Here is a 24,442-nt window from a genome sequence, read left to right as displayed (position 1 = left end):
ACACCGCGCTGGTCCCGTCCGCCCGAACGCGTCGCGTCGTGGCGCGACAATGGGCCCATGCCGTCCCCGCGCCCGCACGTCCCGCCGCTGCCCGTGCGCGACGGCCTCAACCCGACGCGCCTGGTGCTTCCGCACGACGACGTCAGCCGGGCGCGGTTCGCCACTGCCGTCGCCTACCTGCTGGACCGCTTCCCCGACGACGGCGCCCGCCTGCGCGAGAAGGTCTCCGCGGGGGAGGTGGTCACCGGATCGGGCGCCGTCGTCACCGAGGACACGCCCTACGAGCCGCGCGGCTTCCTCTACCTGTACCGCGACCCGCCCGACGACGAGCCCGTCGTCCCGGCGCTGGCGGACGTCGAGGTGCTGCACCGCGACGAGAACCTGCTCGTGGTGGACAAGCCGCACCTGGTCGCGACGATGCCGCGCGGGCGCTGGGTGACCCAGACCGTGCTGACCCACCTGCGGGTGACGCTCGGGCTGCCCGAGCTGGTGCCCGCGCACCGTCTCGACCGGCCCACGGCGGGGGTGCTCGTGCTGACCGTGCGGCCCGAGGTGCGCGGCGCCTACCAGCTCGTGTTCCAGGAGCGCAGGGTCCGGAAGGTCTACGAGGCCGTCGCGCCGCTGCCGGCCGCCGACCCGGGCACGGTCTCCCCGCGCACCGGGTTCCCACGCACCGTGCGTTCACGCATCGTCAAGCGTCGCGGCGTCGTGCGCGCCGAGGAGGTGCCCGGCGAGCCGAACGCGGAGTCGCGCATCGACCTCGTCGGGCGTGACCCTGCCCGCGGGCTGGGCCTCTACCGGCTCGAGCCGCGCACCGGCAAGACGCATCAGCTGCGCCTGCACATGGCGTCGATGGGCCTGCCGATCCTGCACGACCCCTTCTGGCCGGAGCTGCGCCCGGACGCGCCCGACGACCCCGCGCGGCCGCTGCAGCTGCTGGCCAGGTCGCTCGTGTTCGACGACCCGCTGACCGGCGAGCGCCGCGAGCTCGTCTCCCGACGCTCGCTGTCGGCCTGGCCCCCCGCCGCCCCGTTGCGGGTATGAAATCTGCCGGTCTGTCGCGGCAGATCCTGGAGATCTCATACCCACAGCGCGCCGGACCAGCGTGCCCGCCCGGTCAGGGCGCGGGCGGTGAGAGAATCGCTGATCGTGAGCCTCCCTGCACTCGGCGACGGCACCCCGGCCCAGGCCGTCGTCGACCTCGACGCGATCAGCGACAACGTGCGCGCCCTGCGCGGCCACGCGCCGTCGTCGGACCTCATGGCCGTCGTCAAGGCGGACGGCTACGGGCACGGGATGCTGCCCGTCGCCCGGGCGGCGCTCGCGGGCGGCGCCCGCTGGCTCGGTGTCGCGACCGCCTCCGAGGCCCTGGCGCTGCGGGCCGGGCTCGGCCCGACCGACGTGCGCGTGCTCGTGTGGCTGCTCACGCCGGGTACACCGTTCGCGGACCTGGTCCGGGCCGACGTCGACGTGACCGCCGGCGCCCCGTGGGCGATCGACGAGATCGCGGCCGGGGCACGAGCGGCGGGCCGCGTGGCGCGCGTGCACCTCAAGGTCGACACCGGGCTCTCGCGCGGTGGCGTCGCGATGCGCGACCTACCCGACGTCGTCCGGCGGGCGGCCGCCCTCGAGGCCTCGGGCGAGCTGCGGGTCGTCGGTGTGTTCTCGCACCTGGCGTGCGCCGACGAGCCCGGCCACCCCTCGATCGCCCGGCAGGCGGCGGCGTTCGGCGACGCGCTCGACACCGTGCGGTCCGGCGGCCTGCACCCCGAGGTGCGCCACCTCGCGAACTCTGCGGCGACCCTGACGCTGCCGGAGCTGCACCACGATCTCGTCCGCACGGGGATCTCCGTCTACGGGTTCTCGCCGGGCCCGCTCCTGGGTGCACCGAGCGAGCACGGCCTGCGCCCCGCCATGACCTTCCGTTCCCGGCTCGCGGGCGTCAAGCAGGTCGCGGCCGGGGAGGGTGTGTCCTACGGGCACCTGTACACCACGACGCAGGACACCACCGTCGGCCTCGTGCCCGTGGGGTACGGCGACGGGGTGCCTCGGCAGGCCTCCGGCGGGTCCGCGGGCCCGGGCGGTCCGATCACCGTCGGGTCCGGTGCCGACCACCGGGTGCTGCGCGTCGCGGGCCGGGTCTGCATGGACCAGCTCGTGCTCGACCTCGGACCGGGCGCCCGGGAGCGGGCCGGGGACGTCGTGACCCTGTTCGGCTCCTCCGACGGCGTGGCGCACGGTGCGGACGTGCCCAACGCCCAGGACTGGGCCGACGCCGTGGGCACCATCAGCTACGAGATCGTCACCCGCCTCGGCGCGCGCGTGCCGAGGCTCTACACGTCCGAAGGAGAAGTGCTGCCGTGAGCGACGCCGTCGTGCAGACCGAGACCGACCTGCCGGACGCCGAGTCCACGCGGGCGCTGGGGGCGGCCCTGGCCGGGGTGCTGCGGGCCGGGGACCTCGTGATCCTCACCGGTGACCTGGGTGCGGGCAAGACGACCCTGACCCAGGGGCTGGGCGCCGCGCTCGGCGTGCGCGGGCAGGTCGCCTCGCCGACGTTCATCGTGGCGCGCGAGCACCCACCGCTGCCGGGCTCCGTCGCGGCCGACGGGTCGCCGGGGCCCGCCCTCGTGCACGTCGACGCCTACCGGCTCGGCGACCTGTCCGAGCTCGACGCGCTCGACCTGGACTCCTCCCTCGACGAGTCCGTCACCGTGGTCGAGTGGGGCCGGGGACTGGCCGAGGCACTCACCGACGAGCGGCTCGAGATCGACCTGGTCCGGCCGCGCGGGGGGCTCGACGGGTCGGCCGGCGACGCGGAGGCCGGCACCCGGCACGCGGTGCTGCGCGGCATCGGGCCCCGGTGGTCCGGCGTGGACCTGGGTTCCCTGCTGCCCTGAGCCGTGATGCGGTCCGGCAGAACGTTTCGCGCCGTAGGCTGGGACCGTGGCAGTTCTCGCACTCGACACCTCAGCGGCCGTGTCCGTGGCGCTCGTGGACGACGACGGTGGTCGTCTCGCCGCCCGGACGTCCACCGAACGCCGGCGGCACGCCGAGTCCCTCGCCCCGCTCCTCGCCGAGGTCCTGGCCGAGGCAGGTCTCGACCGCACGGACCTCACGGTCGTCGTGGCCGGCACCGGGCCCGCACCCTTCACCGGGTTGCGCGTCGGACTCGTCACGGCGCGCACGCTCGGCCTGAGCCTCGGCATCGACGTCCTCGGCGTGCCCAGCATCGACGCCGTGGCCGTCCAGGCGGTCGCCGACCTGGGGCTGTCCCCGGGTGACGAGGTGCTGGCCGCGACCGACGCCCGGCGCAAGGAGGTCTACTGGGCGCGCTACCGCGTCGTCGCGCACGAGGGGCCGCACGGCGTGCCCGTGCTCGAGACGCTCGCCGGCCCGGCGGTCGCGCGCGCGGCGGACGTCCCGGCCCCGGACGCGGCGGAGGCGGGCGGCCGGCTCGTCGTCGTGGGCGAGGGGGCGGCGCTCTACCCGGACCACCTGGACCTCGCCGAGGACGCACCGCTGGTCCCGGACGCGACCGTCCTGGCCCGCGTGGCCCTGGCCCGTCGCGCCGCGGAGCTCCCGCTGCCTACGGAACCGCTCTACCTACGCCGTCCCGACGTGCAGGAGCCCGGCGGTGCGAAGCGGGTGCTGCACGCCGCCGGGGGTGCGGCATGACCGACGACCCGATCGACGTGCGGTTGCGTCCCCTGGCCAGCGCCGACTTCGACCGGGTGCTGGACCTCGAGCACGAGCTCTTCGGGGCAGGCGCGTGGACGTACGGGATGCTCGCCGACGAGCTGGCCGGGCTGGGCCGCTGGTACGTGGTGGCGGAGCCCGCCGACGCCGCCGAGCGCTACGGCGTCGGGAAGCGACCGGTGATCGGGTACGCGGGCCTGTGGTTCGACGGTGAGGTCGCCCAGGTCATGACGATCGGCACCGCGCGTGCCTACCAGGGCCGTGGTGTCGGCCGGCGCCTGCTGCAGGCGCTCGTCGACCGGTCCCGTGCGCTGCGGGCGCGCGCGCTGTTCCTCGAGGTCGCCGTCGACAACGCGCACGCCCTCGCGTTGTACGAGCAGTTCGGGTTCGAGCGCCTGGCCGTGCGCAAGCGGTACTACCAGCCGGAGGACAAGGACGCGTACACGATGCGGATGGACCTCGAGCTTCCGCAGGCGGGGACGCCGGCCACAGACCGCGACGACGCGGCGTGAGCGCGCCGGTGGGGGGCTCCCGGGACGAGGTGCTGGTCGACGTCGCGACGCTGGCGGCGGACCTGCAGCTCGGAGGCGTCGACGACCCGCTCGGTGGCGCCCCGGTGCTGCTCGACGTGCGCTGGGAGCTGGGCCGGAGCGACGGCCGCGAGCAGTACGAGGCGGGGCACCTGCCGGGCGCGGTGTTCGTGGACCTGGAGACGGAGCTCGCGGCGCCGCCGTCGGCGGCCGAGGGTCGGCACCCGCTGCCGTCGGCGACGGCCTTCCAGGAAGCCGCGCGGAGCTGGGGCGTGCACGCGCACTCCCGGGTGGTCGTCTACGACGCCGTGGGCGGGACGTCCGCAGCGCGCGCCTGGTGGCTGCTGCGCTGGTTCGGTCACGAGCGTGTGCGGCTGCTCGACGGCGGCCTGACGGCGTGGCTGGACGCCGGGCTCCCGCTCGAGGCCGGCCCCGTGGAACGCGAGCCCGGCGACGTCGTCGTGCACCCGGGCGGGATGCCGGTGCTGGACGCGGACGGGGCCGCCGAGGCCGCCGCCCACGGGGTGCTCCTCGACGCCCGGGCGGCGGAGCGGTACCGGGGAGAGGTCGAACCCGTCGACCCGCGCGCCGGCCACGTCCCGGGAGCGGTCTCGGCGCCGACCGTCGAGAACCTGTCCGGCGAGGGGACGTTCCGGCCGGCCACGGAGCTGGTGGAACGCTTCGCGGGCCTGGGCGCGACGGGGGAGCGGCCCGTGGGCGTCTACTGCGGTTCGGGGGTGACGGCGTCGCACGAGGTGGCCGCGTTGGCGACGGTCGGGGTGTCGGCGGCGCTCTACCCCGGGTCCTGGTCCCAGTGGTCGAACGACCCGGCCCGCCCCGTCGCCACCTGATCGCCCCCCGCCGTCGCTGTGGGTAGGGAATCGACACGTTGGACGGCCCGGAAGTCGTCGATCTCCTCCCCACAGCGGCGGGTGGTGGGTCGGGTCAGAGGGAGCGGGCGACCTGCTCGAACGACAGGCGCGGGTTGCGCGGGTACGGCGAGCCCTCACCTTCGGCGACGCCGACGTTGACGACCATGAAGGACTTCCAGCCGGACTCGGCGAAGAACTCGCCGTCGACCCCGTCGAAGTCCATCCCGTCCATGGGGCCCGCGGCCAGACCGACCGAGCGCAGCGCGACGACGAGGTAGCCGGCCTGCAGCAGCGCGTTCTTGCGCGCCATCGCCTCGCGGGCCTCGGTGGCCGGCGCCAGCTGCTCCCGGATACCGGGGTAGACCGGGAAGAGCTCGTCGAGGTGCTCGTGGAAGGCGGGGTCGGCGGCCAGCACGAGGGAGACCGGTGCGGCCTCGACCTTCGGCCTGTTCCCCTCCGCCATGTGCGGCACCAGACGCTGCTTGGCCTCGCCGGAGCGCACCACCAGCAACCGCAGCGGCAGGGTGTTCATCGCGGTGGGACCGAGCTTGGCCAGGTCCCAGGCGGTCTCCAGCAGGGTGTCGGTGACCCCCGTGTCGGACCACTGCGAGGTGGTGCGGGCATGACGGAAGATGCGGTCGGCCGCTGCCTCGTCGATGGCGAGGGGAGCGGTCTCGAGAACGGTGTCGGTCATGACCCGGGCAACGTGTCCATGCGTCCGGATGATTCCTGGGGTGGCGGTGACGTGCGGCACACGGCTCACAGCGCAGTGAGCAGCTCGAAGTCCACACCGTCGGCGCGCGCCAGGTACAGCCGCTGGTCGGCGTGGTTGCCGTTGAACGTCACGGTGCCGCGCGGACCCTCGTAGACGAGTCCGTCCACCGCCCGGTCGGTGGCGTCGACGGCGGAGCTCCCGGCGCGCTGCACGATCGAGCGCAGCGCGAAGATCCCCTCGTAGCAGGCCTCCGCCGCCGCGCCGACCGCCGGGGCGTGCAGCCCGTGGTGGGCCGTGTACCGGCCGATGAGGTCGAGCGCCTGGCCGGTGGCCAGGCTGCGGAACCAGCCGCCCGCCGAGAACAGGTCCCCCGTCGCGCCCACCCCGCTGCCGAGCAGCATGTTCTCCTCCATCAGGGTGCTCAGGCGCACCATCCGCTCGTGCAGGCCGCGGCGGGCGAACCCGCGGTTGAAGCGGACCCCGTTCTGCCCGACCATCAGCAGCAGCACCCCGTCCGCACCGGCCGCCTCCACCGTGTCCAGCGTCGCGGCGAGCTTGGCCGCGCTCGCCCCCGCGGCGGGGAGGAACCGTGCCCCGGCGAACTGCGCGTCCAGCCCGGCGATCTGCCCGGCCAGGACATGGAAGGTGCCCCGGGGCCAGGCGTAGTCGTCGCCCACCACGAACCAGCGCCGTACCCCTCGCGTGGTGCGCAACCGACGGATCGCGGGGAAGAGCTGTGCGGACGGGACCTCACCGGTCACGTAGAGGCCGGAACGGCTCTCCGCCCCCTCGTAGGCGGCCGGGTAGACGTACGGCACCCGTTGCTGGACGACCGGCACGACGGCGTTGCGCACGGCGGAGGTGTGCCAGCCGGTCACCGCGTGCAGCCGCCGGGCGTCCAACGCGGCACCGAGCTGGCGCCGCAGCTCCGCCGGGGGCTGCCCGGCGTCGAGCAGCTCCGCGCGCAGCGGGCGGCCGAGGACACCACCGGTGGCGTTGATCTCGGCGACGGCGAGCTCCGTGACCGCCTGGCACGACGGGCCGTAGATCCCGCCGGGACCCTGGAAGTGCAGCAGGACGCCGACGACGAAGTCAGACATGACGCCCCGTCCCCGCGGGGGACCCGCGGGCCCCGGCCTGTGTTGGCGGGTATTCTACGAGCACCGAGAGGGAGAGATCAGCATGCGGACACGACCTGACACGCTCGGCGGGCCCGGCACCGACGTCGAGTCGGCCATGGCTGCGGCCGTCCTGCGCGAGTCCGTGCTGGGGGCCCGCCGTGCGGCCCGTCGGGCGGCCGAGGTGCTGCGTGCCGAGGGGTTCACCCTCGACGAGTGGCTCGTGCTCGACACCCTCGAGGACGGCGACGGGCTGACGATGTCGGAGCTGCGCGAGGCCACCGTCACGGACAAGGCCACTCTCGGGCGCCGGGTCGACTCCCTGTCCACGCGCGCCCTGGTCTACCGCGAGGTCGACGGCCTGGACCGGCGGGTCATCCGGGTGTTCCTCTCCACGCGTGGCCGGGACGTCCTGTCGCACCTGACGACGTCGCTGGCGCAGGACCGACGCCCCGGCGACCCGGACGGGTAGCAGGGCCGCGGTCAGCGCCGGGCGAGGGCGCGCTCGACCGGGCTGAGGTGGGTGGACGCCCCCAGCCAGCGGGTGACGCTCCCGCCGCGGTCCAGCCGCAGGGTGGTCGCCCCGGGGATCGCTCCCGTCGTGTCCGGCTCCTCCGGGGGCTCGTGCACGTCGGTCGCGTGCACGTCGGTCAGGGTGTCCAGCACCCGGTGCGGTCCCAGGACGCCGGGGACCGGGCGGGTCCCGTCGGCGACCACCTCCTCGACCAGCACGGGACCGTCGTCGTCCGCCACGTCGGTGCGCAGCACCACGCGACCACCGCGCTCGCCGTCACGGCCCAGGACGACCGTCTCGCGGAGGACGAGGCGCGCGCCCGCCCCGAGCCGGACCGTGGTCGTGCGCTCGACGTCGGCGCCGCCCGCCACCACGAAGGGCATGCCGTACCACTCCAGGCGGGCGCCGCGGCCGAGGCCGATCTCCACGTCCCAGCGGCACCCGGAACCCTCGCCGTCGTAGGCGACGGTGCCGCCCACGTCCGTGACCCGCAGCGCGCAGCCGTCGGCGACGTCCACCCGCACGACGACGTGGTCGCCGCCGAGCAGCACCGCCCCCGTGGCGACCAGGGCCACCTCGGCCCGGTCCGCACCCCGTGAGACCGTGCGCGCCGCGAGCAGCCCGTCGCGGGCGACGACGCGCGCCGGGGCACCCGGGGTGCTGCCCCGCGCGAGCCCGACGGCGGTCGTCACCCGGGTGTCAGCGGGCGGCGACGTCGTGGTCATCGGCGTGCGAGTGCGCGTGGTCGCCGTCGGCGTGGCTGTGCAGGACGCCGCCGTCCTCGTCGGCGTGGAAGTGCGGTGCCATGGGCCCCGGGTCCTGCGCCACGTGCGCTCCGCTGCGGTAGGAGGCCAGTACGTCCAGCAGCCAGGAGCGCAGGGCCGCCACGGACTCCTCGTCGGTGCGCGACAGGGCGACGACCGCCCGGCCGTCGCGTGCCGCGGAGGCGTCGGCCACCATCCGTTCGACGTCCACGCCCACGTGCGGGGCGAGATCCGTCTTGTTGACGACGAGCAGGTCGGCTCGGCCGATCCCGGGCCCGCCCTTGCGGGCGACGTCCCCGCCGCCGGCGACGTCGAGCACGAAGATCTGCGCGTCCACCAGGGCGGGGGAGAAGGTCGCGGTGAGGTTGTCGCCGCCCGACTCGATGATGACGACGTCCAGCGGCGCGAAGTCCGCCGCGAGGTCCTCGGCTGCCAGCAGGTTCGCCGTGACGTCGTCGCGTATCGCGGTGTGCGGGCAGGCTCCTGTCTCGACGGCGCGGATCCGCTCGGGCTGGAGCACGCCGGCGGAACGCAGGAACCGGGCGTCCTCGTCGGTGTAGATGTCGTTGGTGATGACGCCGATCTCGAGCTCGGCGGCCAGGGCACGGCACACGGTCGCGATGAGCGACGACTTGCCGACGCCCACGGGGCCCGCGACGCCCAGGCGCAGGGGCCGGGTCGCGGCAGCGGGCGTCGTCGGGCGGGTCGGGTTCTCAGGCACGGAACAACCTCTGGTTCGTCAGGGCGTGGGCCTCGGCCCAGCCTTCGGTCAGGGGGGCACCGGACGACGGGATGTCGTCCGGGGTGGTGCACGCCGCCACCCGGGCCACGTGGGCCTCGGCGGCGGCGCAGGCGTCGAGGACCCAGCGTGCGGGGACGAGCGGGTCCAGCGGTTCGAGCTTGAGCAGCGCCGACGCGGCCGTCTGGGCGTCGTCGTACACGGTCAGGCGCACGACGTCGGCCGGTGCGAGACCAGCCGCGGCGGCCACGGCACCGAGGACGACGGCGCGCGGGACGCTGCCGTGGCGGGTGGCCTGCTCGACGGCGGCCACCACGGCGGGGTGGTTCCCCCACAGGGTCCGGGCGACGCGCAGGTACCCGCGCCCGAGCACTCGGGAGGCATCCCGCAGCGCGGCCGAGGGCGTGCGCGCGGCCCACGCCCGCTCGACGGCGGCGAGCAGGGTGGCGCTGTGGTCGCCCGTCTCCCGGCCCGGCCCCCCGCCGAGCAGGTGCGCGGCCACGACGGCCGTGCCCGCCTCGACGAGGCTGACGGTCGTCGCGCGTCCCGCCATCCAGGCGGGCACGTCGGCGGCGGGCAGCCCGCCGAGCAGCGCGGGTTCGAGGCTCGCCGAGTGGGCGTGCCCGCCGCCCGGGAGCCGGGCGTCGGCGAGCAGCAGGGCGACCGAGCGCGGGTCCGCTCGGGCCGTGGCAGGCAGTGGGGTCGTCACGGGTCTAGAACATCGAGTAGAGCTGCGCCAGGGGCAGCCGGACGGCGGGGGCGGGTTCGACGAGGTCGCCGTCGATGCGGATCTCGAAGGTGTCGGGGCGGATGTCGATCCGGGGCAGGGCGTCGTTGTTGCGCATGGCGGACTTGCCCACGCCGCGGGTCGATGTGATCGGCGCGAGGCGGCGGCGCAGGCCGAGCCGGTCGCCCAGCCCGTCCTCGATCGCGGCGGGCGCCACGAAGGCGAGCGACAGGTCGGCCGCGATCGCGTCGCCGAACGCGGGCCGCTGGAGGACGGGCTGCGGCGTCGGGATGGAGGCGTTCGGGTCGCCGAGCGCCGCCCAGGCGATCACCCCGCCCTTGACGACGAGCTCGGGCCGGACGCCGAAGAACCGCGGGTCCCACAGCACGAGGTCGGCGAGCTTGCCGGGTTCGACCGACCCGATCTCGCCGTCGACGCCGTGGGCGATGGCCGGGTTGATCGTGTACTTCGCGACGTACCGCCGGGCGCGCTCGTTGTCCGCCGGTTCGCTGCTGCCGAGCGACCCGCGGCGGTGCTTCATGACGTGCGCCACCTGCCACGTCCGGGTGATCACCTCACCGATCCGCCCCATCGCCTGCGCGTCCGAGGAGGTGATGGAGATCGCGCCCATGTCGTGCAGGACGTCCTCGGCGGCGATGGTGCTCGCACGGATCCGCGACTCGGCGAAGGCCAGGTCCTCGGGCACCGCCGGGTTGAGGTGGTGGCAGACCATGAGCATGTCCAGGTGCTCGGCCACCGTGTTCACGGTGTGGGGCAGGGTCGGGTTCGTCGAGCCGGGGATCACGTGCTCCAGCGAGGCGATCGTCAGGATGTCGGGGGCGTGCCCGCCGCCGGCACCCTCGACGTGGTAGGCGTGGATGCCGCGGCCGTCGATCGCGTCGATCGTGGACTGCACGAACCCGGCCTCGTTGAGGGAGTCCGAGTGCAGGGCGACCTGCAGACCCCACTCGTCGGCCGCCGTGAGGGCCGCGTCGATCGCGGCGGGGGTCGATCCCCAGTCCTCGTGCACCTTGTAGCTCCCGGCACCGGCGAGCGCCTGCTCGGCGAGCGCCTCGGCGCTGACGGTGTTGCCCTTGCCCAGCAGCATCACGTTGAGGGGGACCGGGTCGAGCGCCCGCAGCACCTGGCGCAGGTGCCAGGCCCCCGGGGTGACGGTGGTGGCCTTGGAACCCTCCGACGGTCCGGTGCCGCCGCCGGCGACGGTCGTGATGCCGGTGGCGAGCGCCTCGTGCAGGGCCGAGGGGGACAGCAGGTGGACGTGCGGGTCGAAGCCGCCCGCCGTGAGGATGCGCCCCTCGCCCGAGATGACGTCGGTGGACGGCCCGATCACGAGGTCCGGGTGCACGCCGTCCGCGACGTCCGGGTTGCCGGAGCGGCCGAGCGCCACGACGCGGCCGTCGCGCAGGCCGACGTCCGCGCGCACGACGCCCCACCAGTCGAGCACGACGGCGTTGGTGATGACCGTGTCCAGCGCCCCCTGGGCCCGGGTACGGGTGGACTGCGCCATCGACTCGCGGATCGTCTTGCCGCCGCCGAACACGGCCTCCTCGCCGCCGACGGTGCGGTCCTCGGTCACCTCGATCCACAGGTCGGTGTCCCCGAGGCGGACCTGGTCGCCGACGGTCGGGCCGTAGAGGGCGGCGTAGCGCTCGCGGTCGATCCAGACCATCAGCGCACCTGCCCGTCGCTCTTGCCCCGCTGGAGGCCGGGGACGCGTCGAGCACCCCGCAGGGCGACGGCGTCGACCTCGCGGCTCACCCCGGGCTCGAACCGCTGCGAGGTGCCGGCGGGCACGTCCAGCCGGAAGCCGTGCGCCGCGGTCCGGTCCAGGCGCAGCGCCGCGTTCGCGTCGGGCAGGTGGACGTGGGACCCGACCTGCACGGGACGGTCCCCGGTGTTGGTGACCACGAGGCGCAGGCGCTCGGCGGGGGTGCGGTCGGCGTTGAGCTCGAGGCGACCCGGGGCGACCCGGACCGCGCCGGGACCGGTGGGGCTGGCAGCGGACACGGGCGCTCCTAGGGGATGGGGTGGTGGAGGGTGACGAGCTTGCGGCCGTCGGGGAACGTGGCCTCGACCTGGACGTCGGTGAGCATGTCGGGCACGCCGTCCATGACCTGGTCACGGGTGAGCACGGTGGTTCCCTCGCGCATGAGTGTGGCGACGTCGGAGCCCTCGCGGGCCCGCTCGATCACCCAGCACGACAGCAGGGCGACCGTCTCGGGGTGGTTGAGGCGCACCCCGCGGCGGAGCCGGTCGCGCGCGACCATTCCGGCGACGGCGAGGAGCAGCTTCTCGGTGTCGGCCGGTGTCAGGTGCACGGGGTCTCCTGCCGCTCGGGTGTGCGGCGGTGGCTCGCGCGGTTCACAGGGCCATCGCCTCGCGAGCGTCGTGGACGGCGGCGGAGCCGCCCGGTGCGCGGCGCGTGATCCGGCCGGACGTCATGACGAGATACTCCGCCGCGTGCTCGACGGCGTAGCCGATGTGCTGCTCGACGAGCAGGACGGACAGGTCGCCGGAGGCCTTCAGCGTGGTGATCGCGTCGTAGATCTCCCGGACGACGTTCGGCTGGATGCCCTCGGTCGGCTCGTCGAGGACGAGCAGCCGGGGGCCGGTCACGAGGGCCCGGGCGATCGCGAGCTGCTGGCGCTGCCCGCCCGACAGGAGCCCGGCGGGGCGTGCCAGCAGCGGGCCGAGCGCGGGGAACAGCTCGAGGGCCTCGGTGGTGCGCCGGCGGCCGGCCGCGCCGTGCGCGTCCGCCACCACCTGGAGGTTCTCCCGGGCGGTGAGCTGACCGAAGGACTGCTGGCCCTGGGGGACGTAGGCGATGCCGCGCCGTACCCGACGGTGCGGCGGCCACCTCGTGACGTCCTCGCCGGCGAGCCGGACGGTGCCGGCCCGCACGGGCAGCAGGCCCAGCACGGCCCGCAGCAGGGTCGTCTTGCCGGCCCCGTTGTGGCCGAGCACCGCCGTCAGACCGCCCTCGGGGACGGTGGCGTCGACGTCGTGCACCACGGCCGTGCGGCCGTAGCCGGTGCTGATGCCGGTGAGCTCGAGCATCATCCCTCCTCGGGGGTCGCGGGCTCGGTGGGCGAAGGCTCGGTGGGCGCGGGGGCGCCGAGGTAGACCTCGACGACGGCCGGGTCGTCCTGCACCTCGGCGACCGTCCCCTCGGCCAGCACCCGGCCCTGGTGCATGACCGTCACGGAGTCCGCGTACGACCGCAGGAACTCCATGTCGTGCTCCACCACCACGACGGCCCGCTGGGAGCCGATGCGTCGCAGCAGCTCACCCGTGGCCTCCCGCTCACCCTGGGTCATGCCGGCGACGGGCTCGTCGAGCAGCATGAGGTGAGCGTCCTGGACGAGCAGCATGCCGATCTCGAGCCACTGCTTCTGCCCGTGGGCGAGCACTCCTGCCGTCGTGTCGCGCAGGGCGGCGAGTCCGATCAGCTCCAGCGCCTGTTCGACCGCCTCGGGCGTGCCCCGGCGTAGTCGGAGCAGTGCGGCAGGGCCGCGCCGGGCACCGGCGGCGATGTCGAGGTTCTGTAGGACGGTCAGCTCCTCGAACACGCTGGCCGTCTGGAACGTCCGGCCGACGCCGTCGCGGGCGATCCGGTGCGTGCCGCGGCCCAGCAGCTCGGTGCCGCCGAACCGCGCCGAGCCGGTGGCGCCCACGAGCCCCGTGATGGCGTCGATCAGCGTGGTCTTGCCGGCGCCGTTGGGGCCGATGAGGAACCGCAGGTCGCCCTGCGTCACCGTGAGGTCGACGTCGCGCACGGCGACGAACCCGCCGAACGCGACGCGCAGCCCGCGCACCTCGAGGTAGTCGTGGCGGAACCGGACGTCGTCGCTGCCGAGGAGGGCGTCCGCGAGAGCCTCGGTGGGCTGCTCGATGGTGGGCTGCTCGCTGGTCGGGACGGTGGTGGCCGGGACGTCGGTCATGCCGGTCTCCCCTCGGTCTGCGGGACGGATGGTTCGGCAGCGCTCCGCCGTCGTCGGCGCACGAGCGAGGCGAGCCCGCCGGGCAGGAACGCGATGACGAGGATGAACAGCGCGCCCTGGAAGTAGATCCAGCCGGAGGGGAACTGCTCGGAGATGGAGGTCTGCGCCCAGCTCACGGCGACCGAGCCGAGGACGGGACCCAGCAGGGTCGCCCGTCCGCCGATCGCCACCCCGACGAGGAACCCGATGGAGGGCACGACGCCGACGTCGGCGGGCGAGATGATCCCGACGATCGGGACGAACAGCGCCCCGCCCACGGCCGCCATCACCGCGGCGACGACGTAGGCGACGGTCTTGACCGCCGCGGGGTTGTAGCCGAGGAACCGCACGCGGTCCTCGGCGTCGCGCACCGCGACGAGCAGCTCGCCGAAACGCGAGACCATGAGCTGGCGGGCCACGAGCACCATGACCAGCAGCACGCCGGCGGCGATCAGGTAGAGCATGCGCTGGTTCACCGGGTCGGTGAGGTCGTAGCCGAAGAAGGCCCGGAAGCCGTTGAGCCCGTTGGTGCCGCCGGTGGTCTGCTGCTGGCCGATCAGCAGGATGGCGAACGCGGCCGCCAGGGCCTGGGAGAGGATCGCGAAGTACGCGCCGCGCACCCGCCGGGTGAACACCGCCCAGCCGAGGACGAACGCGAGCGCGGCCGGGACGAGCACGATGAGCACCACGGTGGCGACGGGGGAGCGCATCGGCTCCCACCACCACGGGACCTCGCCGGTCCCGTACAGGCTCATGAAGTCGGGCACCCCGCCGGGTCCGGCGTCGGCCAGCTTGAGGTGCATGGCCATGAGGTAGGCGCCGAGCCCGAAGTAGACGCCCTGGCCGAGGGTCAGGAGCCCGCCGCGGCCCCAGGCGAGCCCGATGCCCACCGCGACCATCGCCAGGCAGAGGAACTTGGCGAGCAGGCTGAGCCGGAACGGGCTGAGCAGCACGGGGGCGACGGCGAACAGCACGACCGCGGCGAGGGCGAAGCCGGCCAGGACGCGTGTGCGTCCGGGACGCAGCAGCGCGCGCAGCCGTCCGGTGGGGGGATGGGTGGTGGTCATGCCAGGCTCCTCGTCCGCACGGTGACCAGGCCCTGGGGTCGGACCTGCAGGAAGGCGACGATCACGACGAACACGAGCACCTTGGCGACAGACGCCGTCGTGGAGTACTCGAAGAACGCCTGCATCAGACCCAGCGCGGTCGCGGCGATCACCGTGCCCTTGATCTGGCCGATGCCGCCGGCGACGACCACCAGGAAGGCGTCGACGATGTAGCTCGTGCCGAGCGTCGGGCCGATCGACCCGAGCAGCGTGAGGGCGACGCCGGCGATCCCGGCCATCCCGGAGCCGATGAAGAAGGTGAGCCGGTCGGTGGCGCGCGACGAGATCCCCGACGCCTCGGCCAGGTCGCGGTTCTGGACGACGGCGCGGATCCGCCGTCCCAGCGACGTCGCCTTCAGCACGACCGACAGGGCGGCGACGCAGACGATCGCGACGGTCAGGATGAACAGCCGCGTCTTGGGCAGCGCCACGTCGCCGATCGTGACCGCGCCGGAGAGCCACTCCGGCGCGGTCACGTCGACGTTCGGGGCGCCGAACACGTCGCGGGCCACCTGCTGGAGCACCAGGGCCACGCCCCAGGTGACGAGCAGGGTGTCCAGCGGACGGTGGTACATGCGATGGATGAGCGTCGCCTCGAGCACGAGCCCGAGGACCCCGCCGACCGCGAACCCGAGCGGCAGCGCGACCAGCAGGCTCACCCCCGCGCTGCCGACGACGCCCTGCACCACGAACGCGGTGTAGGCGCCGGCCATCATGAACTCCCCGTGGGCCATGTTGATCACGCCCATCTGCCCGAACGTCAGCGCGAGGCCGAGCGCGGCGAGCAGGAGCACGGAGCCGAGGCTCAGGCCCGCGAAGAGCTGGGAGAGGAGGATGTCCATCGTCGGTGTCCGATCGTCGGCGGCGTCGGGTCGGTGGTCAGGACAGGCCGTCGGCCCAGTCGTAGCCCTCGAGGAACGGGTCGGGCTCGATGGGGCCGTCGGAGCTCCACTCGGTGTGGATGAGCCCGTCGGCGCCGATGCGGCCGATGAGCGCGGTCTTGGCGATGTGGTGGTTGTCGCCGTTCACCGTGACGGTGCCCTCGGGCGCGTCGAACGAGACGCCGTCGGCGGCCTCCTGGACGTCGGCGACGTCGAAGGACTCGGCCTTCTCGACCATGCCCCGCCACAGGTGGAGCGAGTCGTAGGCGGCCTCCATCGGGTCCGAGGTCACGCGGTCGGCGCCGTACTCGGCCTGGAAGGCCTCGACGAAGGCGGCGTTCTCCGGGGTGTCGACGGTCTGGTAGTAGTTCCAGGCGGTGAGCTGACCCTCGACGTTCTCGACGCCGATGCCGCCGATCTCCTCCTCGGCGATGGACACCGACATCACGGGCATGTCGGCCGGGACCAGGCCGGCGTTGGAGTACTCCTTGAAGAACGCGACGTTCGAGTCGCCGTTGAGGGTGTTGAACACGGCGTCGGCGTCGGCCGACTTCACCTTGTTGACGATCGTGGAGAAGTCGGTGTGGCCGAGCGGCGCGTACTCCTCGCCCACGACCTCGATGCCGTGCGCCGCGGCGTAGGCGTTGATGATCTTGTTCGCGGTGCGCGGGAACACGTAGTCCGACCCGACCAGGAACAGCGACTCGACGTCCTGCTCCGCGAGGTAGTCGAGCGCGGGCACGATCTGCTGGTTCGTGGTGGCACCCGTGTAGAAGATGTTGGGCGAGGACTCCAGGCCCTCGTACTGCACCGGGTAGAACAGCAGGGAGTCGTTCGACTCGAAGACCGGCAGCATCGCCTTGCGCGAGGCGGAGGTCCAGCCGCCGAAGACCGCGGCGACGCAGTCGCTGGTGATGAGCTTGGTGGCCTTCTCCGCGAACACCGTGGGCTCGGACTGGCCGTCCTCGGTGACGATCTCGAGCTCCTTGCCCAGGACCCCGCCGTCGGCGTTGATCTCGGCGGCGGCGAGCTGCAAGGAGTCGTGGACCGTCTGCTCGGAGATCGCCATCGTGCCCGACAGCGAGTTCAAGAAGCCGATCTTGACCGTGTCGCCCGAGGTGTCGACACAGCTGGCGGCCGTGGAGCCGGACGGCTCGCCACCCGCCGTGTCGACCTGGGCCCCGCAGGCGGTGAGAGCGCTGACGGTCAGTGCTGCGATCGAGAGGACGCCGAGACTTCTCGTGCCGGCGTGTGTCCGTGGACGCATGACGTGCTCCGTTCGTGGCGGGCCCCTCGGGGCCGGTTAGGTTCAGATGAACCTAAGTACGCCGAGGTGTCCGATCTGTCAGGTCCACGTAACTTTCGTGTTTCCGTCGCGGCCGGCGATGCCATCATGGGGGCCATGACTGACCAGACCGGTGGCGAGCCCCTGGTGCTCGGGATCGAGACCTCCTGCGACGAGACCGGCGTCGCCCTGGTGCGTGGCGACACGCTGCTGTTCGACGCCGTCGCGAGCTCCATGGACGAGCACGCCCGGTACGGCGGCATCATCCCGGAGGTCGCCAGCCGAGCCCACCTCGAGGCGATGGTCCCCACCATCCGCCGCGCCCTCGGTGCGGCCGACGTCGACCTGTCCGAGGTCGACGCGATCGCCGTCACCGCCGGACCGGGTCTCGTCGGCCCGCTGACCATCGGGGCGAGCGCGGCCAAGGCGCTCGCGATCGGGCTCGACAAGCCGCTGTACGGCGTCAACCACGTCATCGGCCACGCCGCCGTCAACCAGCTCGTCGACGGCCCGTTCACCGGACGCGCGATGGCGCTGGTCGTCTCCGGCGGCCACAGCTCGCTCCTGCTCGTCGACGACATCGCCACCGGTGTCACCGAGCTCGGCTCCACCCTCGACGACGCGGCGGGGGAGGCCTTCGACAAGGTCGGCCGGCTGCTCGGCCTGCCCTACCCCGGCGGCCCGCACATCGACCGGCTCGCCCGCGAGGGCGACCCCGAGGCCATCCGGTTCCCGCGCGGGCTGACGGCCCGCAAGGACCAGGCCAAGCACGCCTACGACTTCAGCTTCTCCGGCCTCAAGACGGCGGTGGCCCGGTGGGTGGAGACCTGCCAGGACGCCGGGCGCGAGGTGCCGGTCGCCGACGTCGCCGCCTCCTTCGCGGCCGCCGTCGTCGACGTGCTCACCGCCAAGACGATCGCCGCCTGCCGGGCGCACGACGTCGACACGCTCGTCATCGGCGGCGGGTTCTCCGCCAACAGCCAGCTGCGCGAGCTGGCCGCCGCGCGCTGCGCCGAGGCGGGCATCGACCTGCGCATCCCGCCGATCCGCTACTGCACCGATAACGGGGCGATGATCGCCGCGCTGGGGTCCGCCGTCGTGCGGGCCGGGGTGGCGCCGTCGGACCTGGACATCGGCGTCGACTCCTCGATGCCGCTGACGGCCATCACGGTCTGACCGCGTGCGGGCGCTGTACGTCGAGGTGGTCGTGCGCACGACGCTCGACCGGCTGTGGGAGCTGACCCAGGACCCCGAGCAGCACGTGCGCTGGGACCTGCGGTTCAGCAGGATCGCGCCCACCGGCACCACGGCCACGGGCGCCACCCGGTTCCGGTACGAGCGGGCGCTGGGACCGCACACGATCCGCGGCACCGGCACCTCCCTGGGTGAGCGCCACGGCCCCGACGGCACCTGCACGTCCGCGCTGCGCTTCGACACCGACGACCGCAGCTCGCCGTTGCGGGACGGGCGCGGGTACTGGCGGTACACCCCGGTCGAGGGCGGGGTCCGCTTCGTCACCGGGTACGACTACACCCCGGGTCTCGGCCGCGCGGCGGACCGGCTGCTGCGCCCCGTGGTGCTGTGGATGACGGCGTGGAGCTTCGACCGGCTGCGGATCTGGGCCGAGACCGACGTGCCGCCCGAGCGATGGCCCCTGCGCTCCGTCCTGGCGTTCTGGCGCCGGGACCGGCCCCGGGCGTCCCGCTGCCGCACCCGTCGTCCGGGCCGCGACGCGGCGCGGGACCCCATGCACGACGCCCCGCGCTCCCTCGACACCCTGGAGGCACCGTGACCGAGACGCCTGACGAGACACCAGGCCGGAACGGTGCGAGCATCTTCCGCCGCGCGCTTGGTTCGGACTTCGACCGGCTGCACCCGCAGCTCCGGCGACGCTTCGGGGTGTCGACCGACGGCGGGTACGCGTGCGTGGGCCGGGGCACCATGCGGCGCATCCGCCGCGGCCCGTGGTGGACGGTGCCGTTCCTGCAGATCGGTCGCCTGCGCAACATCCTCGTCGCGGACGTCGGCGAGGACGTGCCGTTCGTCGTGGAGAACTACCCCTACCGCGACCCCCACGGGCGCGAGACGGTGACGTTCGTGCGCGAGTACAGCGTCCCGGGCCGCCCCCGTCCCAGTCGCTTCGACGCGACGATGGTCCTGGACGCGACCCGCGGCACGATCGTCGACTACCTCGGCACGCACCAGCACCTCGCCGTGGACCTCGACCTGCGGGTCGAACCCGACGGGTCGCTGCTCCTGCGCTCGGGCGCCCAGCGCTTCTACGAGGGACTGCTCGGCTTCCGCTTCCCGATGCTGTTCTCGGGCCGGGCGACGCTGCGCGAGGTCTACGACGACGAGGCCGGCGTCTTCCGCATCGACCTCGAGGTCCGCAACCGCCTGTTCGGCTTCCTCTTCGGCTACGACGGCACCTTCACCTGCGAGTACCCCGAGGCGACGACGGCGCCCGCGCGGCTCCTGCCCGTCCGCCACGAGCGCCGGCTCTGACCCGTCAGCCGACCGGCAGGGGCCGCCCCGCCCGCAGCTCCGCGACCAGGGAGCGCACCACGGCCTCGAGGCCGGGCTGCCCGCCGCCGTGCGCCGCGGACACCGCGCGCTGGCGCTGGTAGGAGGCCCCGGCGCGCACGATCTCGCGGACACCGTCGAGCTCGGCGGCGCAGCCCAGGCGGTCGGCCACGGGGGCGAGCTCGTCGAGCAGGCGCGGCAGGGCGTCGGTGACCAGCTCCTCGTTGCCCTCGGCGTCCAGGATGATGATCGCGTCCAGGCCGTACCGGGCCGCGCGCCACTTGTTCTCGTGCACGAACCAGCGGGGCATCGTGGGCAGCGGCCGGCCCTCGTCGAGCAGGGTGGAGAAGTGCTCCACCAGGCAGTGCACGAGCGCCCCGAGAGCCGCCAACTCGAGCACGTTGGACGTGCCGTCGCAGACCCGGACCTCCACCGTGCCGAAGTGCGGGGCGGGGCGGATGTCCCAGCGCACCTCGGTGAAGTCGTCGATGACGCCCGTCCTGAGCATGTCGTCGACGTACTGCTCGAGCTGGTCCCACTCGGCGAACTGGTACGGCAGGCCCGCGGTGGGCAGCTGCTGGAAGATGAGGGCCCGCATCGAGGCGTAGCCCGTGTCGTCCGCACCCCAGAACGGCGACGACGCCGACAGCGCCTGCAGGTGGGCGACGTACACGAGCAGGGACCGCACGATCGGCAGCACCTTGGCGCGGTCCTCGATGCCGACGTGCACGTGCACCCCGTAGACGACCTGCTGGCGCCCCCACACCTGGGTGCGGTCGACCACGGTGGCGTACCGCTGCTTGTCCGTCACCTGCTGCTGGGACCAGTGCGCGAACGGGTGGGTGCCCGCGCCCATCATCTCGGCACGCATCGGGCCGATGACGTCCTGGACGGCGGCGATCCCCGCCTCCAGGTCCGAGATCGCCGCACCCACGGTGTCGCACACCCCGGAGACGACCTCAAGGGTGTTGCGCAGGAACTCCGGCTTGACGTGCCTCGACCGGGGGTCGGGGCCGAGCGCCTCCATCACCGCGGGCGCGACCTGGCGCAGGTTGCCCGAGTCGGCGTCCACCAGCGCGAGCTCCCACTCGAGCCCGACGCTCGAGCGCCGGGACGGCGCGAAGTCCAGCGACATGGCCCCATGCTTCCACGCCGTGGGCCGGAGTGTCCTACGCGCGGCCGGCGAGCGGTTCCACGACGAGCACGTGCTGGCGGCCCGCCACCCGGGTGAGGACGAGCGTGGCCGAGGCGTCGCCCTTGAGAGCGAGCTGCGCACGGAGCTGTTCCGGCGTGACGGCCGTGCCGCGCTTCTTCACGGTGAGCCGCCCGACGCCCCGCTCGCGCAGGTACGCCTTCAGCTTCTTGAGGTTGAAGGGCATCACGTCCAGCACCCGGTAGCCGGTGGCGAGGGGTGCGGTGCCCGACGGCGGGGCGGTGGCCGGGGCGTCCGCCGTCACGTAGGCGATGGTGCGGTCCACGAGACGTCCGCCCAGCTCGGCGGCGGCGTGCGCCACCAGCCCGGCGCGCACGACGGCGCCGTCCGGCTCGTACAGGTAGGCGCCGACGGGACCGACCTCGGGGACGAGCTCGCCGTCGGTCTCCTCGCCGGCGTCGGCGCCCTCCGTGCGTCCGGTCCGCAGGGTTCGCGACGCGGTGCCCTCCGCCGTCGTGCGCAGGACGTGCGCGGACCGCCCCGGTCCGTCGGGGGCGAGCGGACCGAACCAGAGCCCGGCCTCGACGACGTCGCCGTCGACCGAGACCCACTGCGTCTCGGCGTCGGCCGGCAGCCCGTGGTGGGGGATGCCGGGACCGACCTTGATGCCGAGCGCGGGCACCTGGTCCCGCAGCGCCCACACCGCGTCGAGCGGGGGCGCGTAGGCGGACGGGTCGAAGATGCGCCGCCCGCCGCGGGTGCGTCGTGCGGGATCGGCGTAGACGCCGTCCACGCCCTCGGCGGCCAGGTCGAGCGTGAGCCCGTCGGCGTGTCGGACCTCGGCCTCGGGGAAGGCGCGGAGGTTGACGGTCGCCATGGCGGCGGTCATCTCGTCCACGTCCGTGGCGAGCACGTCGAGGCCCACGCCCGCGAAGGCGAGGGCGTCCGCGCCGACGCCGCTGGTGAGGTCGGCGACCTTGGCGACGCCCGCCGCGAGGTAGCGGCGGGCGTGCAGGCCGGCGACGATCAGCCGGGTGGCCTGCTCGACGCCGTCGGGGGTGAACAGCATGCCGTCGGCGAAGGAGCCGAGCTTGGTCCGCGCCTTCGCCCGCAGCCGGGACTGGGTGAGGACGGCGGCGGCGAGGTCGGGATCGACCCCCTCGGCACGGAGCCGCGTGGCCAGCACCATCGCCTGTCCCTCGTCGTAGGGCGGGAGGGCGTTGAGCAGCGCCCAGCCCTCGGGGCTGAGCAGCTTGGTGAGGGAGGCCGCGTCCATGGAGCCATCGTCTCAGGCGGCGTGCGGGACGTGCGCCGATGACGCCCGCAGAGGAATCCTGGCACTCGACTTGTCAGAGTGCTAACGGCTGCCTAGATTTGGTCCCAGCGCACGACGCTGAGCCGGCACCCGCGACGACGGCCAGCGACAGGGCGCGTCCCAGTCCAGCAAGTCATCGCGAACAAGGAGGTCCGACGTGTCGGTCCCCATCAAGCCGCTCGAGGACCGGATCGTCGTCAAGGCCGTCGAGGCCGAGACCACGACCGCTTCCGGCCTGGTCATCCCGGACACCGCCAAGGAGAAGCCCCAGGAGGGCGAGGTCCTGGCTGTCGGTGACGGCCGCTTCGACGACCAGGGCAACCGCGTCCCGGTCGACGTGAAGGTCGGCGACAAGGTCATCTACAGCAAGTACGGCGGCACCGAGGTCAAGTACGCGGGCGAGGAGTACCTGGTGCTCTCCGCGCGCGACATCCTCGCCGTCGTCGTGGGTTGATCCTCAGCTCTCGACGCTGACGCACGAAGCCCCGCATCATCCGTGGTGCGGGGCTTCGTCGTGTGCGGGGAACGTCAGTGGTGCCGCTGTCGGCCGAGCCTGCGGTTCCGCGCCGTGCGGGTGCCTCGTGCCTCGGCCCCCACCCGTCGCTGCACCTCCGGCTCAGCCGTGTCTCTGTCGGCCGAGCCTGCGGTTCCGCGCCGTGCGGGTGCCTCGTGCCTCGGCCCCCACCCGTCGCTGCACCTCCGGCTCAGCCGTGTCTCTGTCGGCCGAGCCTGCGGTTCCGCGCCGTGCGGGTGCCTCGTGCCTCGGCCCCCACCCGTCGCTGCACCTCCGGCTCAGCCGTGTCTCTGTCGGCCGAGCCTGCGGTTCCGCGCCGTGCGGGTGCCTCGTGCCTCGGCCCCCACCCGTCGCTGCACCTCCGGCTCAGCCGACCTTGCGCTCGCGACCGGCGAGCGCGGCGCTGCGCTCGTCCTCGCTGAGCCCGCCCCAGACGCCGTACGGCTCACGGACCCGCAGCGACTGCTCGCGGCACTGCATCATCACCGGGCACGAGTGGCAGATCGCCTTCGCGGCCTCGGCCCGCCGTCGGCGGGTCGAACCGCGCTCGCCCTCGGGGTGGAAGAACAGGGTGTCGTCCGCGTCGCGGCACGCTCCCTGGTACTGCCACTCCCACAGCTCCATCACCGGCCCTGGCAGTCTCGAGATCTCCGTCATGGCGAACAACCTACAAGTTGTGCAGAGGTTGTTCAAGGGGTCGATGCAAGTTGGGCGTACCTGTCGCACGCGGATCATCTGACCAGGCCATGAACCGATTTCCCGGAGCGATGACTTGCTTGGCGGCAAGATCCTGGCTCGGATCGTGACGCGCCGGGAGGTGCAGTGGCGGTCGGGCGAACCCCTGGCAGAATCGAGGCATGACCTCCTCGCGACCGGCCCAGGACTCGGGCGGGTCACGCCCGTCCGGACCCGGACTCGCCGTCGCGGCCGTGGCGCGGCGTCTCGGGGTGGCCCCGGCGACGCTGCGGACCTGGGACCGGCGCTACGGTCTGGGCCCGTCCGACCGGACGGCCGGCTCGCACCGGCGCTACACCCCCGACGACGTCGCCCGGCTGCTCGTCATGAGACGGCTCACCCTCGAGGGCGTGGCACCGGTGGACGCCGCCGAGGCAGCCCTGGACGCCGACGTCGAGGAGCTCGACAGGGCGCAGAAGGCCGCGCCGCCCGTGCCTCCTGAGCCGTCGGAGTCCGACGGTGGCTCCTCCGGGGACCCCGACGAAGCCGCCGGCCGGCCCGGCCGTGCCCACCTGCGTGCCCTCCCCGGCGGCGGGCAGGGCGGCGCCGGTGCCCCGACCGGGTACGGGGCCGCCGGCCAGAACGCGTCCGGCAAGGTCTCCGCCGTCGTCGACGCGGCCCTCGCCTACGACCAGGGGCGCTGCGACGACCTGCTCCGGATCCCTGCCCACGGCGATCCCGCGATGTGGTGGGCCCACCTGCTGGAGCCGGCCTGGAACCGTGTCGCCGAGCGCACCGTGCTCGCCGGGTCCGGCGCCGTCCCCGAGGTGGTGCTGGCCACCGCGGCCCTGCACGCGCTGCGCTCCTTCACCGAGGCGTTCGAGCAGGCCGTCGTCCAGAACGGCGGGCCGCCCGCCAACCACCCGAGCCGCATGCGCAACATCGTGCTGATCTTCGCCGCCCCGGACGAGGTCGTACCGCTGTCCGCGCACGCGTTGGCGGCCGCCCTGACGGCCAAGGGGAAGACCGCGCGGATCGTCACCGGCCCCGCCAGCATCCGGCGCTCGCTCGAGCTGGTCACCATGGTCCGGCCTGCCGCCCTGGTGCTGGCGACGACGCAGCGGCGGCCGGACCTCGACGTCGTGCACGCGGTGCACGAGGGGTTCCCCGACCTGCCGATCTTCGTCGGTCTGCGCCGCGACGACGCCGCGACCGAGATCCCGCTCGCGCCCCAGGTGCAGCGCGTGCGGTCCTTCACCGGGCTGCTCCACGAGGTCCTCGCCGTCGTCTCCTCGTGAACCGGGCCACCGG

General features: G+C 73.8%; 28 protein-coding genes. 12 read left to right on the top strand and 16 right to left on the bottom strand.

Going from position 1 to position 24,442, the window contains the following annotated elements; all coding sequences use genetic code 11:
• Positions 1-57: 57 nt before the first annotated feature.
• From AC3RJ8_RS13405 to AC3RJ8_RS13380, 6 genes are all read left to right on the top strand, one after another.
• A complete protein-coding gene (locus tag AC3RJ8_RS13405) occupies positions 58-1,044 on the top strand; it encodes a pseudouridine synthase (protein ID WP_489713101.1) in 987 nt (328 codons plus the stop codon).
• A gap of 105 nt (positions 1,045-1,149) precedes the next feature.
• Positions 1,150-2,364 carry an alanine racemase gene (alr, locus tag AC3RJ8_RS13400; RefSeq protein ID WP_489713100.1) on the top strand — a complete coding sequence of 405 codons (1,215 nt, stop codon included), beginning with the start codon at positions 1,150-1,152 and terminating at the stop codon, positions 2,362-2,364.
• The gene (gene tsaE / locus AC3RJ8_RS13395; protein ID WP_489713099.1) at positions 2,361-2,900 is read left to right on the top strand and encodes a tRNA (adenosine(37)-N6)-threonylcarbamoyltransferase complex ATPase subunit type 1 TsaE; all 540 of its coding nucleotides are present in this window, start codon (positions 2,361-2,363) and stop codon (positions 2,898-2,900) included. The genes alr and tsaE overlap by 4 nt, the downstream gene beginning before the upstream one ends.
• Positions 2,901-2,946: 46 nt before the next feature.
• Complete coding sequence (tsaB, locus tag AC3RJ8_RS13390) at positions 2,947-3,678, top strand: tRNA (adenosine(37)-N6)-threonylcarbamoyltransferase complex dimerization subunit type 1 TsaB (RefSeq protein WP_489713098.1); 732 nt, start codon at positions 2,947-2,949, stop codon at positions 3,676-3,678.
• Positions 3,675-4,211 (top strand): ribosomal protein S18-alanine N-acetyltransferase, encoded by a 537-nt coding sequence (gene rimI, locus AC3RJ8_RS13385; protein ID WP_489713097.1) that lies wholly within the window; start codon positions 3,675-3,677, stop codon positions 4,209-4,211. The genes tsaB and rimI overlap by 4 nt, the downstream gene beginning before the upstream one ends.
• Positions 4,208-5,080, top strand: a complete 873-nt coding sequence (locus AC3RJ8_RS13380; protein ID WP_489713096.1) for a sulfurtransferase — start codon at positions 4,208-4,210, stop codon at positions 5,078-5,080. The genes rimI and AC3RJ8_RS13380 overlap by 4 nt, the downstream gene beginning before the upstream one ends.
• Before the next feature lie 94 nt (positions 5,081-5,174).
• On the opposite strand, the gene AC3RJ8_RS13375 is transcribed toward AC3RJ8_RS13380, so the two are convergent.
• Together AC3RJ8_RS13375 and AC3RJ8_RS13370 are read right to left on the bottom strand one after the other, a co-directional pair.
• On the bottom strand, positions 5,175-5,795 hold the full coding sequence (locus AC3RJ8_RS13375) for a malonic semialdehyde reductase (protein ID WP_489713095.1): 621 nt from the start codon (positions 5,793-5,795) through the stop codon (positions 5,175-5,177).
• A 65-nt stretch (positions 5,796-5,860) separates the two neighbouring features.
• Complete coding sequence (locus AC3RJ8_RS13370) at positions 5,861-6,916, bottom strand: substrate-binding domain-containing protein (protein WP_489713094.1); 1,056 nt, start codon at positions 6,914-6,916, stop codon at positions 5,861-5,863.
• Between the two features lie 82 nt (positions 6,917-6,998).
• Between AC3RJ8_RS13370 and AC3RJ8_RS13365 the strand changes: the two genes are divergently transcribed.
• Positions 6,999-7,406 carry a MarR family transcriptional regulator gene (locus AC3RJ8_RS13365; RefSeq protein WP_489713093.1) on the top strand — a complete coding sequence of 136 codons (408 nt, stop codon included), beginning with the start codon at positions 6,999-7,001 and terminating at the stop codon, positions 7,404-7,406.
• A gap of 11 nt (positions 7,407-7,417) precedes the next feature.
• Here the strand turns inward: AC3RJ8_RS13365 and AC3RJ8_RS13360 are convergent, their stop codons facing one another.
• The 11 genes from AC3RJ8_RS13360 to urtA are packed head-to-tail and all read right to left on the bottom strand — an operon-like array spanning position 7,418 to position 16,933.
• On the bottom strand, positions 7,418-8,173 hold the full coding sequence (locus AC3RJ8_RS13360; protein ID WP_489713092.1) for an urease accessory protein UreD: 756 nt from the start codon (positions 8,171-8,173) through the stop codon (positions 7,418-7,420).
• Positions 8,148-8,933, bottom strand: coding sequence for an urease accessory protein UreG (ureG, locus tag AC3RJ8_RS13355; RefSeq protein WP_489713091.1), 786 nt, complete (start codon positions 8,931-8,933; stop codon positions 8,148-8,150). Before ureG ends, AC3RJ8_RS13360 begins: the two co-directional genes overlap by 26 nt.
• Complete coding sequence (locus AC3RJ8_RS13350) at positions 8,926-9,660, bottom strand: urease accessory protein UreF (RefSeq protein WP_489713090.1); 735 nt, start codon at positions 9,658-9,660, stop codon at positions 8,926-8,928. Before AC3RJ8_RS13350 ends, ureG begins: the two co-directional genes overlap by 8 nt.
• Positions 9,661-9,664: 4 nt before the next feature.
• Positions 9,665-11,368 carry an urease subunit alpha gene (locus AC3RJ8_RS13345; RefSeq protein ID WP_489713089.1) on the bottom strand — a complete coding sequence of 568 codons (1,704 nt, stop codon included), beginning with the start codon at positions 11,366-11,368 and terminating at the stop codon, positions 9,665-9,667.
• Complete coding sequence (gene ureB / locus AC3RJ8_RS13340; protein ID WP_489713088.1) at positions 11,368-11,706, bottom strand: urease subunit beta; 339 nt, start codon at positions 11,704-11,706, stop codon at positions 11,368-11,370. Before ureB ends, AC3RJ8_RS13345 begins: the two co-directional genes overlap by 1 nt.
• An 8-nt stretch (positions 11,707-11,714) precedes the next feature.
• A complete protein-coding gene (locus AC3RJ8_RS13335) occupies positions 11,715-12,017 on the bottom strand; it encodes an urease subunit gamma (protein WP_489713087.1) in 303 nt (100 codons plus the stop codon).
• Positions 12,018-12,060: 43 nt separating this feature from the next.
• A complete protein-coding gene (locus AC3RJ8_RS13330) occupies positions 12,061-12,756 on the bottom strand; it encodes an ATP-binding cassette domain-containing protein (RefSeq protein WP_489713086.1) in 696 nt (231 codons plus the stop codon).
• Entirely contained in the window at positions 12,756-13,640 is an 885-nt protein-coding gene (urtD, locus tag AC3RJ8_RS13325; RefSeq protein WP_489713085.1) for an urea ABC transporter ATP-binding protein UrtD, read from the bottom strand. The genes AC3RJ8_RS13330 and urtD overlap by 1 nt, the downstream gene beginning before the upstream one ends.
• Positions 13,637-14,746 (bottom strand): urea ABC transporter permease subunit UrtC, encoded by a 1,110-nt coding sequence (gene urtC / locus AC3RJ8_RS13320; protein ID WP_489713084.1) that lies wholly within the window; start codon positions 14,744-14,746, stop codon positions 13,637-13,639. The genes urtD and urtC overlap by 4 nt, the downstream gene beginning before the upstream one ends.
• Positions 14,743-15,627 (bottom strand): urea ABC transporter permease subunit UrtB, encoded by an 885-nt coding sequence (urtB, locus tag AC3RJ8_RS13315; protein ID WP_489713083.1) that lies wholly within the window; start codon positions 15,625-15,627, stop codon positions 14,743-14,745. The genes urtC and urtB overlap by 4 nt, the downstream gene beginning before the upstream one ends.
• A gap of 37 nt (positions 15,628-15,664) precedes the next feature.
• Complete coding sequence (urtA, locus tag AC3RJ8_RS13310) at positions 15,665-16,933, bottom strand: urea ABC transporter substrate-binding protein (RefSeq protein ID WP_489713082.1); 1,269 nt, start codon at positions 16,931-16,933, stop codon at positions 15,665-15,667.
• Between the two features lie 135 nt (positions 16,934-17,068).
• On the opposite strand from urtA, the gene tsaD reads away from it, so the two are divergent.
• Genes tsaD through AC3RJ8_RS13295 form a run of 3 tightly spaced genes read left to right on the top strand, consistent with a single transcriptional unit; the run spans position 17,069 to position 19,456 of the window.
• Positions 17,069-18,127 (top strand): tRNA (adenosine(37)-N6)-threonylcarbamoyltransferase complex transferase subunit TsaD, encoded by a 1,059-nt coding sequence (tsaD, locus tag AC3RJ8_RS13305; RefSeq protein WP_489713081.1) that lies wholly within the window; start codon positions 17,069-17,071, stop codon positions 18,125-18,127.
• A 4-nt stretch (positions 18,128-18,131) separates the two neighbouring features.
• Positions 18,132-18,743, top strand: coding sequence for an SRPBCC family protein (locus AC3RJ8_RS13300; RefSeq protein WP_489713080.1), 612 nt, complete (start codon positions 18,132-18,134; stop codon positions 18,741-18,743).
• Positions 18,740-19,456 carry a DUF4166 domain-containing protein gene (locus AC3RJ8_RS13295; RefSeq protein WP_489713079.1) on the top strand — a complete coding sequence of 239 codons (717 nt, stop codon included), beginning with the start codon at positions 18,740-18,742 and terminating at the stop codon, positions 19,454-19,456. The genes AC3RJ8_RS13300 and AC3RJ8_RS13295 overlap by 4 nt, the downstream gene beginning before the upstream one ends.
• A gap of 4 nt (positions 19,457-19,460) precedes the next feature.
• Here AC3RJ8_RS13295 and AC3RJ8_RS13290 read toward each other — a convergent pair whose 3' ends face one another.
• Both AC3RJ8_RS13290 and AC3RJ8_RS13285 read right to left on the bottom strand, forming a co-directional pair.
• Complete coding sequence (locus AC3RJ8_RS13290; RefSeq protein ID WP_489713078.1) at positions 19,461-20,609, bottom strand: glutamate--cysteine ligase; 1,149 nt, start codon at positions 20,607-20,609, stop codon at positions 19,461-19,463.
• A gap of 34 nt (positions 20,610-20,643) precedes the next feature.
• Positions 20,644-21,903 carry a class I SAM-dependent methyltransferase gene (locus AC3RJ8_RS13285; protein ID WP_489713077.1) on the bottom strand — a complete coding sequence of 420 codons (1,260 nt, stop codon included), beginning with the start codon at positions 21,901-21,903 and terminating at the stop codon, positions 20,644-20,646.
• A gap of 196 nt (positions 21,904-22,099) precedes the next feature.
• On the opposite strand from AC3RJ8_RS13285, the gene groES reads away from it, so the two are divergent.
• Entirely contained in the window at positions 22,100-22,396 is a 297-nt protein-coding gene (groES, locus tag AC3RJ8_RS13280; RefSeq protein ID WP_171782504.1) for a co-chaperone GroES, read from the top strand.
• Positions 22,397-22,822: 426 nt separating this feature from the next.
• On the opposite strand, the gene AC3RJ8_RS13275 is transcribed toward groES, so the two are convergent.
• Positions 22,823-23,113 carry a WhiB family transcriptional regulator gene (locus AC3RJ8_RS13275; RefSeq protein ID WP_407318913.1) on the bottom strand — a complete coding sequence of 97 codons (291 nt, stop codon included), beginning with the start codon at positions 23,111-23,113 and terminating at the stop codon, positions 22,823-22,825.
• A 200-nt stretch (positions 23,114-23,313) separates the two neighbouring features.
• Between AC3RJ8_RS13275 and AC3RJ8_RS13270 the strand changes: the two genes are divergently transcribed.
• The gene (locus tag AC3RJ8_RS13270; RefSeq protein ID WP_489713076.1) at positions 23,314-24,429 is read left to right on the top strand and encodes a MerR family transcriptional regulator; all 1,116 of its coding nucleotides are present in this window, start codon (positions 23,314-23,316) and stop codon (positions 24,427-24,429) included.
• The last annotated feature ends 13 nt before the right edge of the window (positions 24,430-24,442 follow it).

This window comes from Isoptericola sp. MSGPD8_1_ISO-PGPR-S23-394 (assembly GCF_058072785.1).
This window is presented reverse-complemented; position numbering and strand designations above follow the sequence as displayed.

Coding starts and splice junctions, on each gene's coding strand:
- AC3RJ8_RS13275 (WP_407318913.1), bottom strand. CDS start 23,113: ATGACGGAGATCTCGAGACTGCCAGGGCCGGTGATGGAGCTGTGGGAG.
- AC3RJ8_RS13290 (WP_489713078.1), bottom strand. CDS start 20,609: ATGTCGCTGGACTTCGCGCCGTCCCGGCGCTCGAGCGTCGGGCTCGAG.
- tsaD (WP_489713081.1), top strand. CDS start 17,069: ATGACTGACCAGACCGGTGGCGAGCCCCTGGTGCTCGGGATCGAGACC.
- urtC (WP_489713084.1), bottom strand. CDS start 14,746: ATGACCACCACCCATCCCCCCACCGGACGGCTGCGCGCGCTGCTGCGT.
- AC3RJ8_RS13270 (WP_489713076.1), top strand. CDS start 23,314: ATGACCTCCTCGCGACCGGCCCAGGACTCGGGCGGGTCACGCCCGTCC.
- AC3RJ8_RS13370 (WP_489713094.1), bottom strand. CDS start 6,916: ATGTCTGACTTCGTCGTCGGCGTCCTGCTGCACTTCCAGGGTCCCGGC.
- AC3RJ8_RS13375 (WP_489713095.1), bottom strand. CDS start 5,795: ATGACCGACACCGTTCTCGAGACCGCTCCCCTCGCCATCGACGAGGCA.
- urtD (WP_489713085.1), bottom strand. CDS start 13,640: ATGACCGACGTCCCGGCCACCACCGTCCCGACCAGCGAGCAGCCCACC.
- AC3RJ8_RS13360 (WP_489713092.1), bottom strand. CDS start 8,173: ATGACCACGACGTCGCCGCCCGCTGACACCCGGGTGACGACCGCCGTC.
- AC3RJ8_RS13345 (WP_489713089.1), bottom strand. CDS start 11,368: ATGGTCTGGATCGACCGCGAGCGCTACGCCGCCCTCTACGGCCCGACC.
- AC3RJ8_RS13285 (WP_489713077.1), bottom strand. CDS start 21,903: ATGGACGCGGCCTCCCTCACCAAGCTGCTCAGCCCCGAGGGCTGGGCG.
- rimI (WP_489713097.1), top strand. CDS start 3,675: ATGACCGACGACCCGATCGACGTGCGGTTGCGTCCCCTGGCCAGCGCC.
- AC3RJ8_RS13405 (WP_489713101.1), top strand. CDS start 58: ATGCCGTCCCCGCGCCCGCACGTCCCGCCGCTGCCCGTGCGCGACGGC.
- urtB (WP_489713083.1), bottom strand. CDS start 15,627: ATGGACATCCTCCTCTCCCAGCTCTTCGCGGGCCTGAGCCTCGGCTCC.
- urtA (WP_489713082.1), bottom strand. CDS start 16,933: ATGCGTCCACGGACACACGCCGGCACGAGAAGTCTCGGCGTCCTCTCG.
- AC3RJ8_RS13365 (WP_489713093.1), top strand. CDS start 6,999: ATGCGGACACGACCTGACACGCTCGGCGGGCCCGGCACCGACGTCGAG.
- AC3RJ8_RS13330 (WP_489713086.1), bottom strand. CDS start 12,756: ATGCTCGAGCTCACCGGCATCAGCACCGGCTACGGCCGCACGGCCGTG.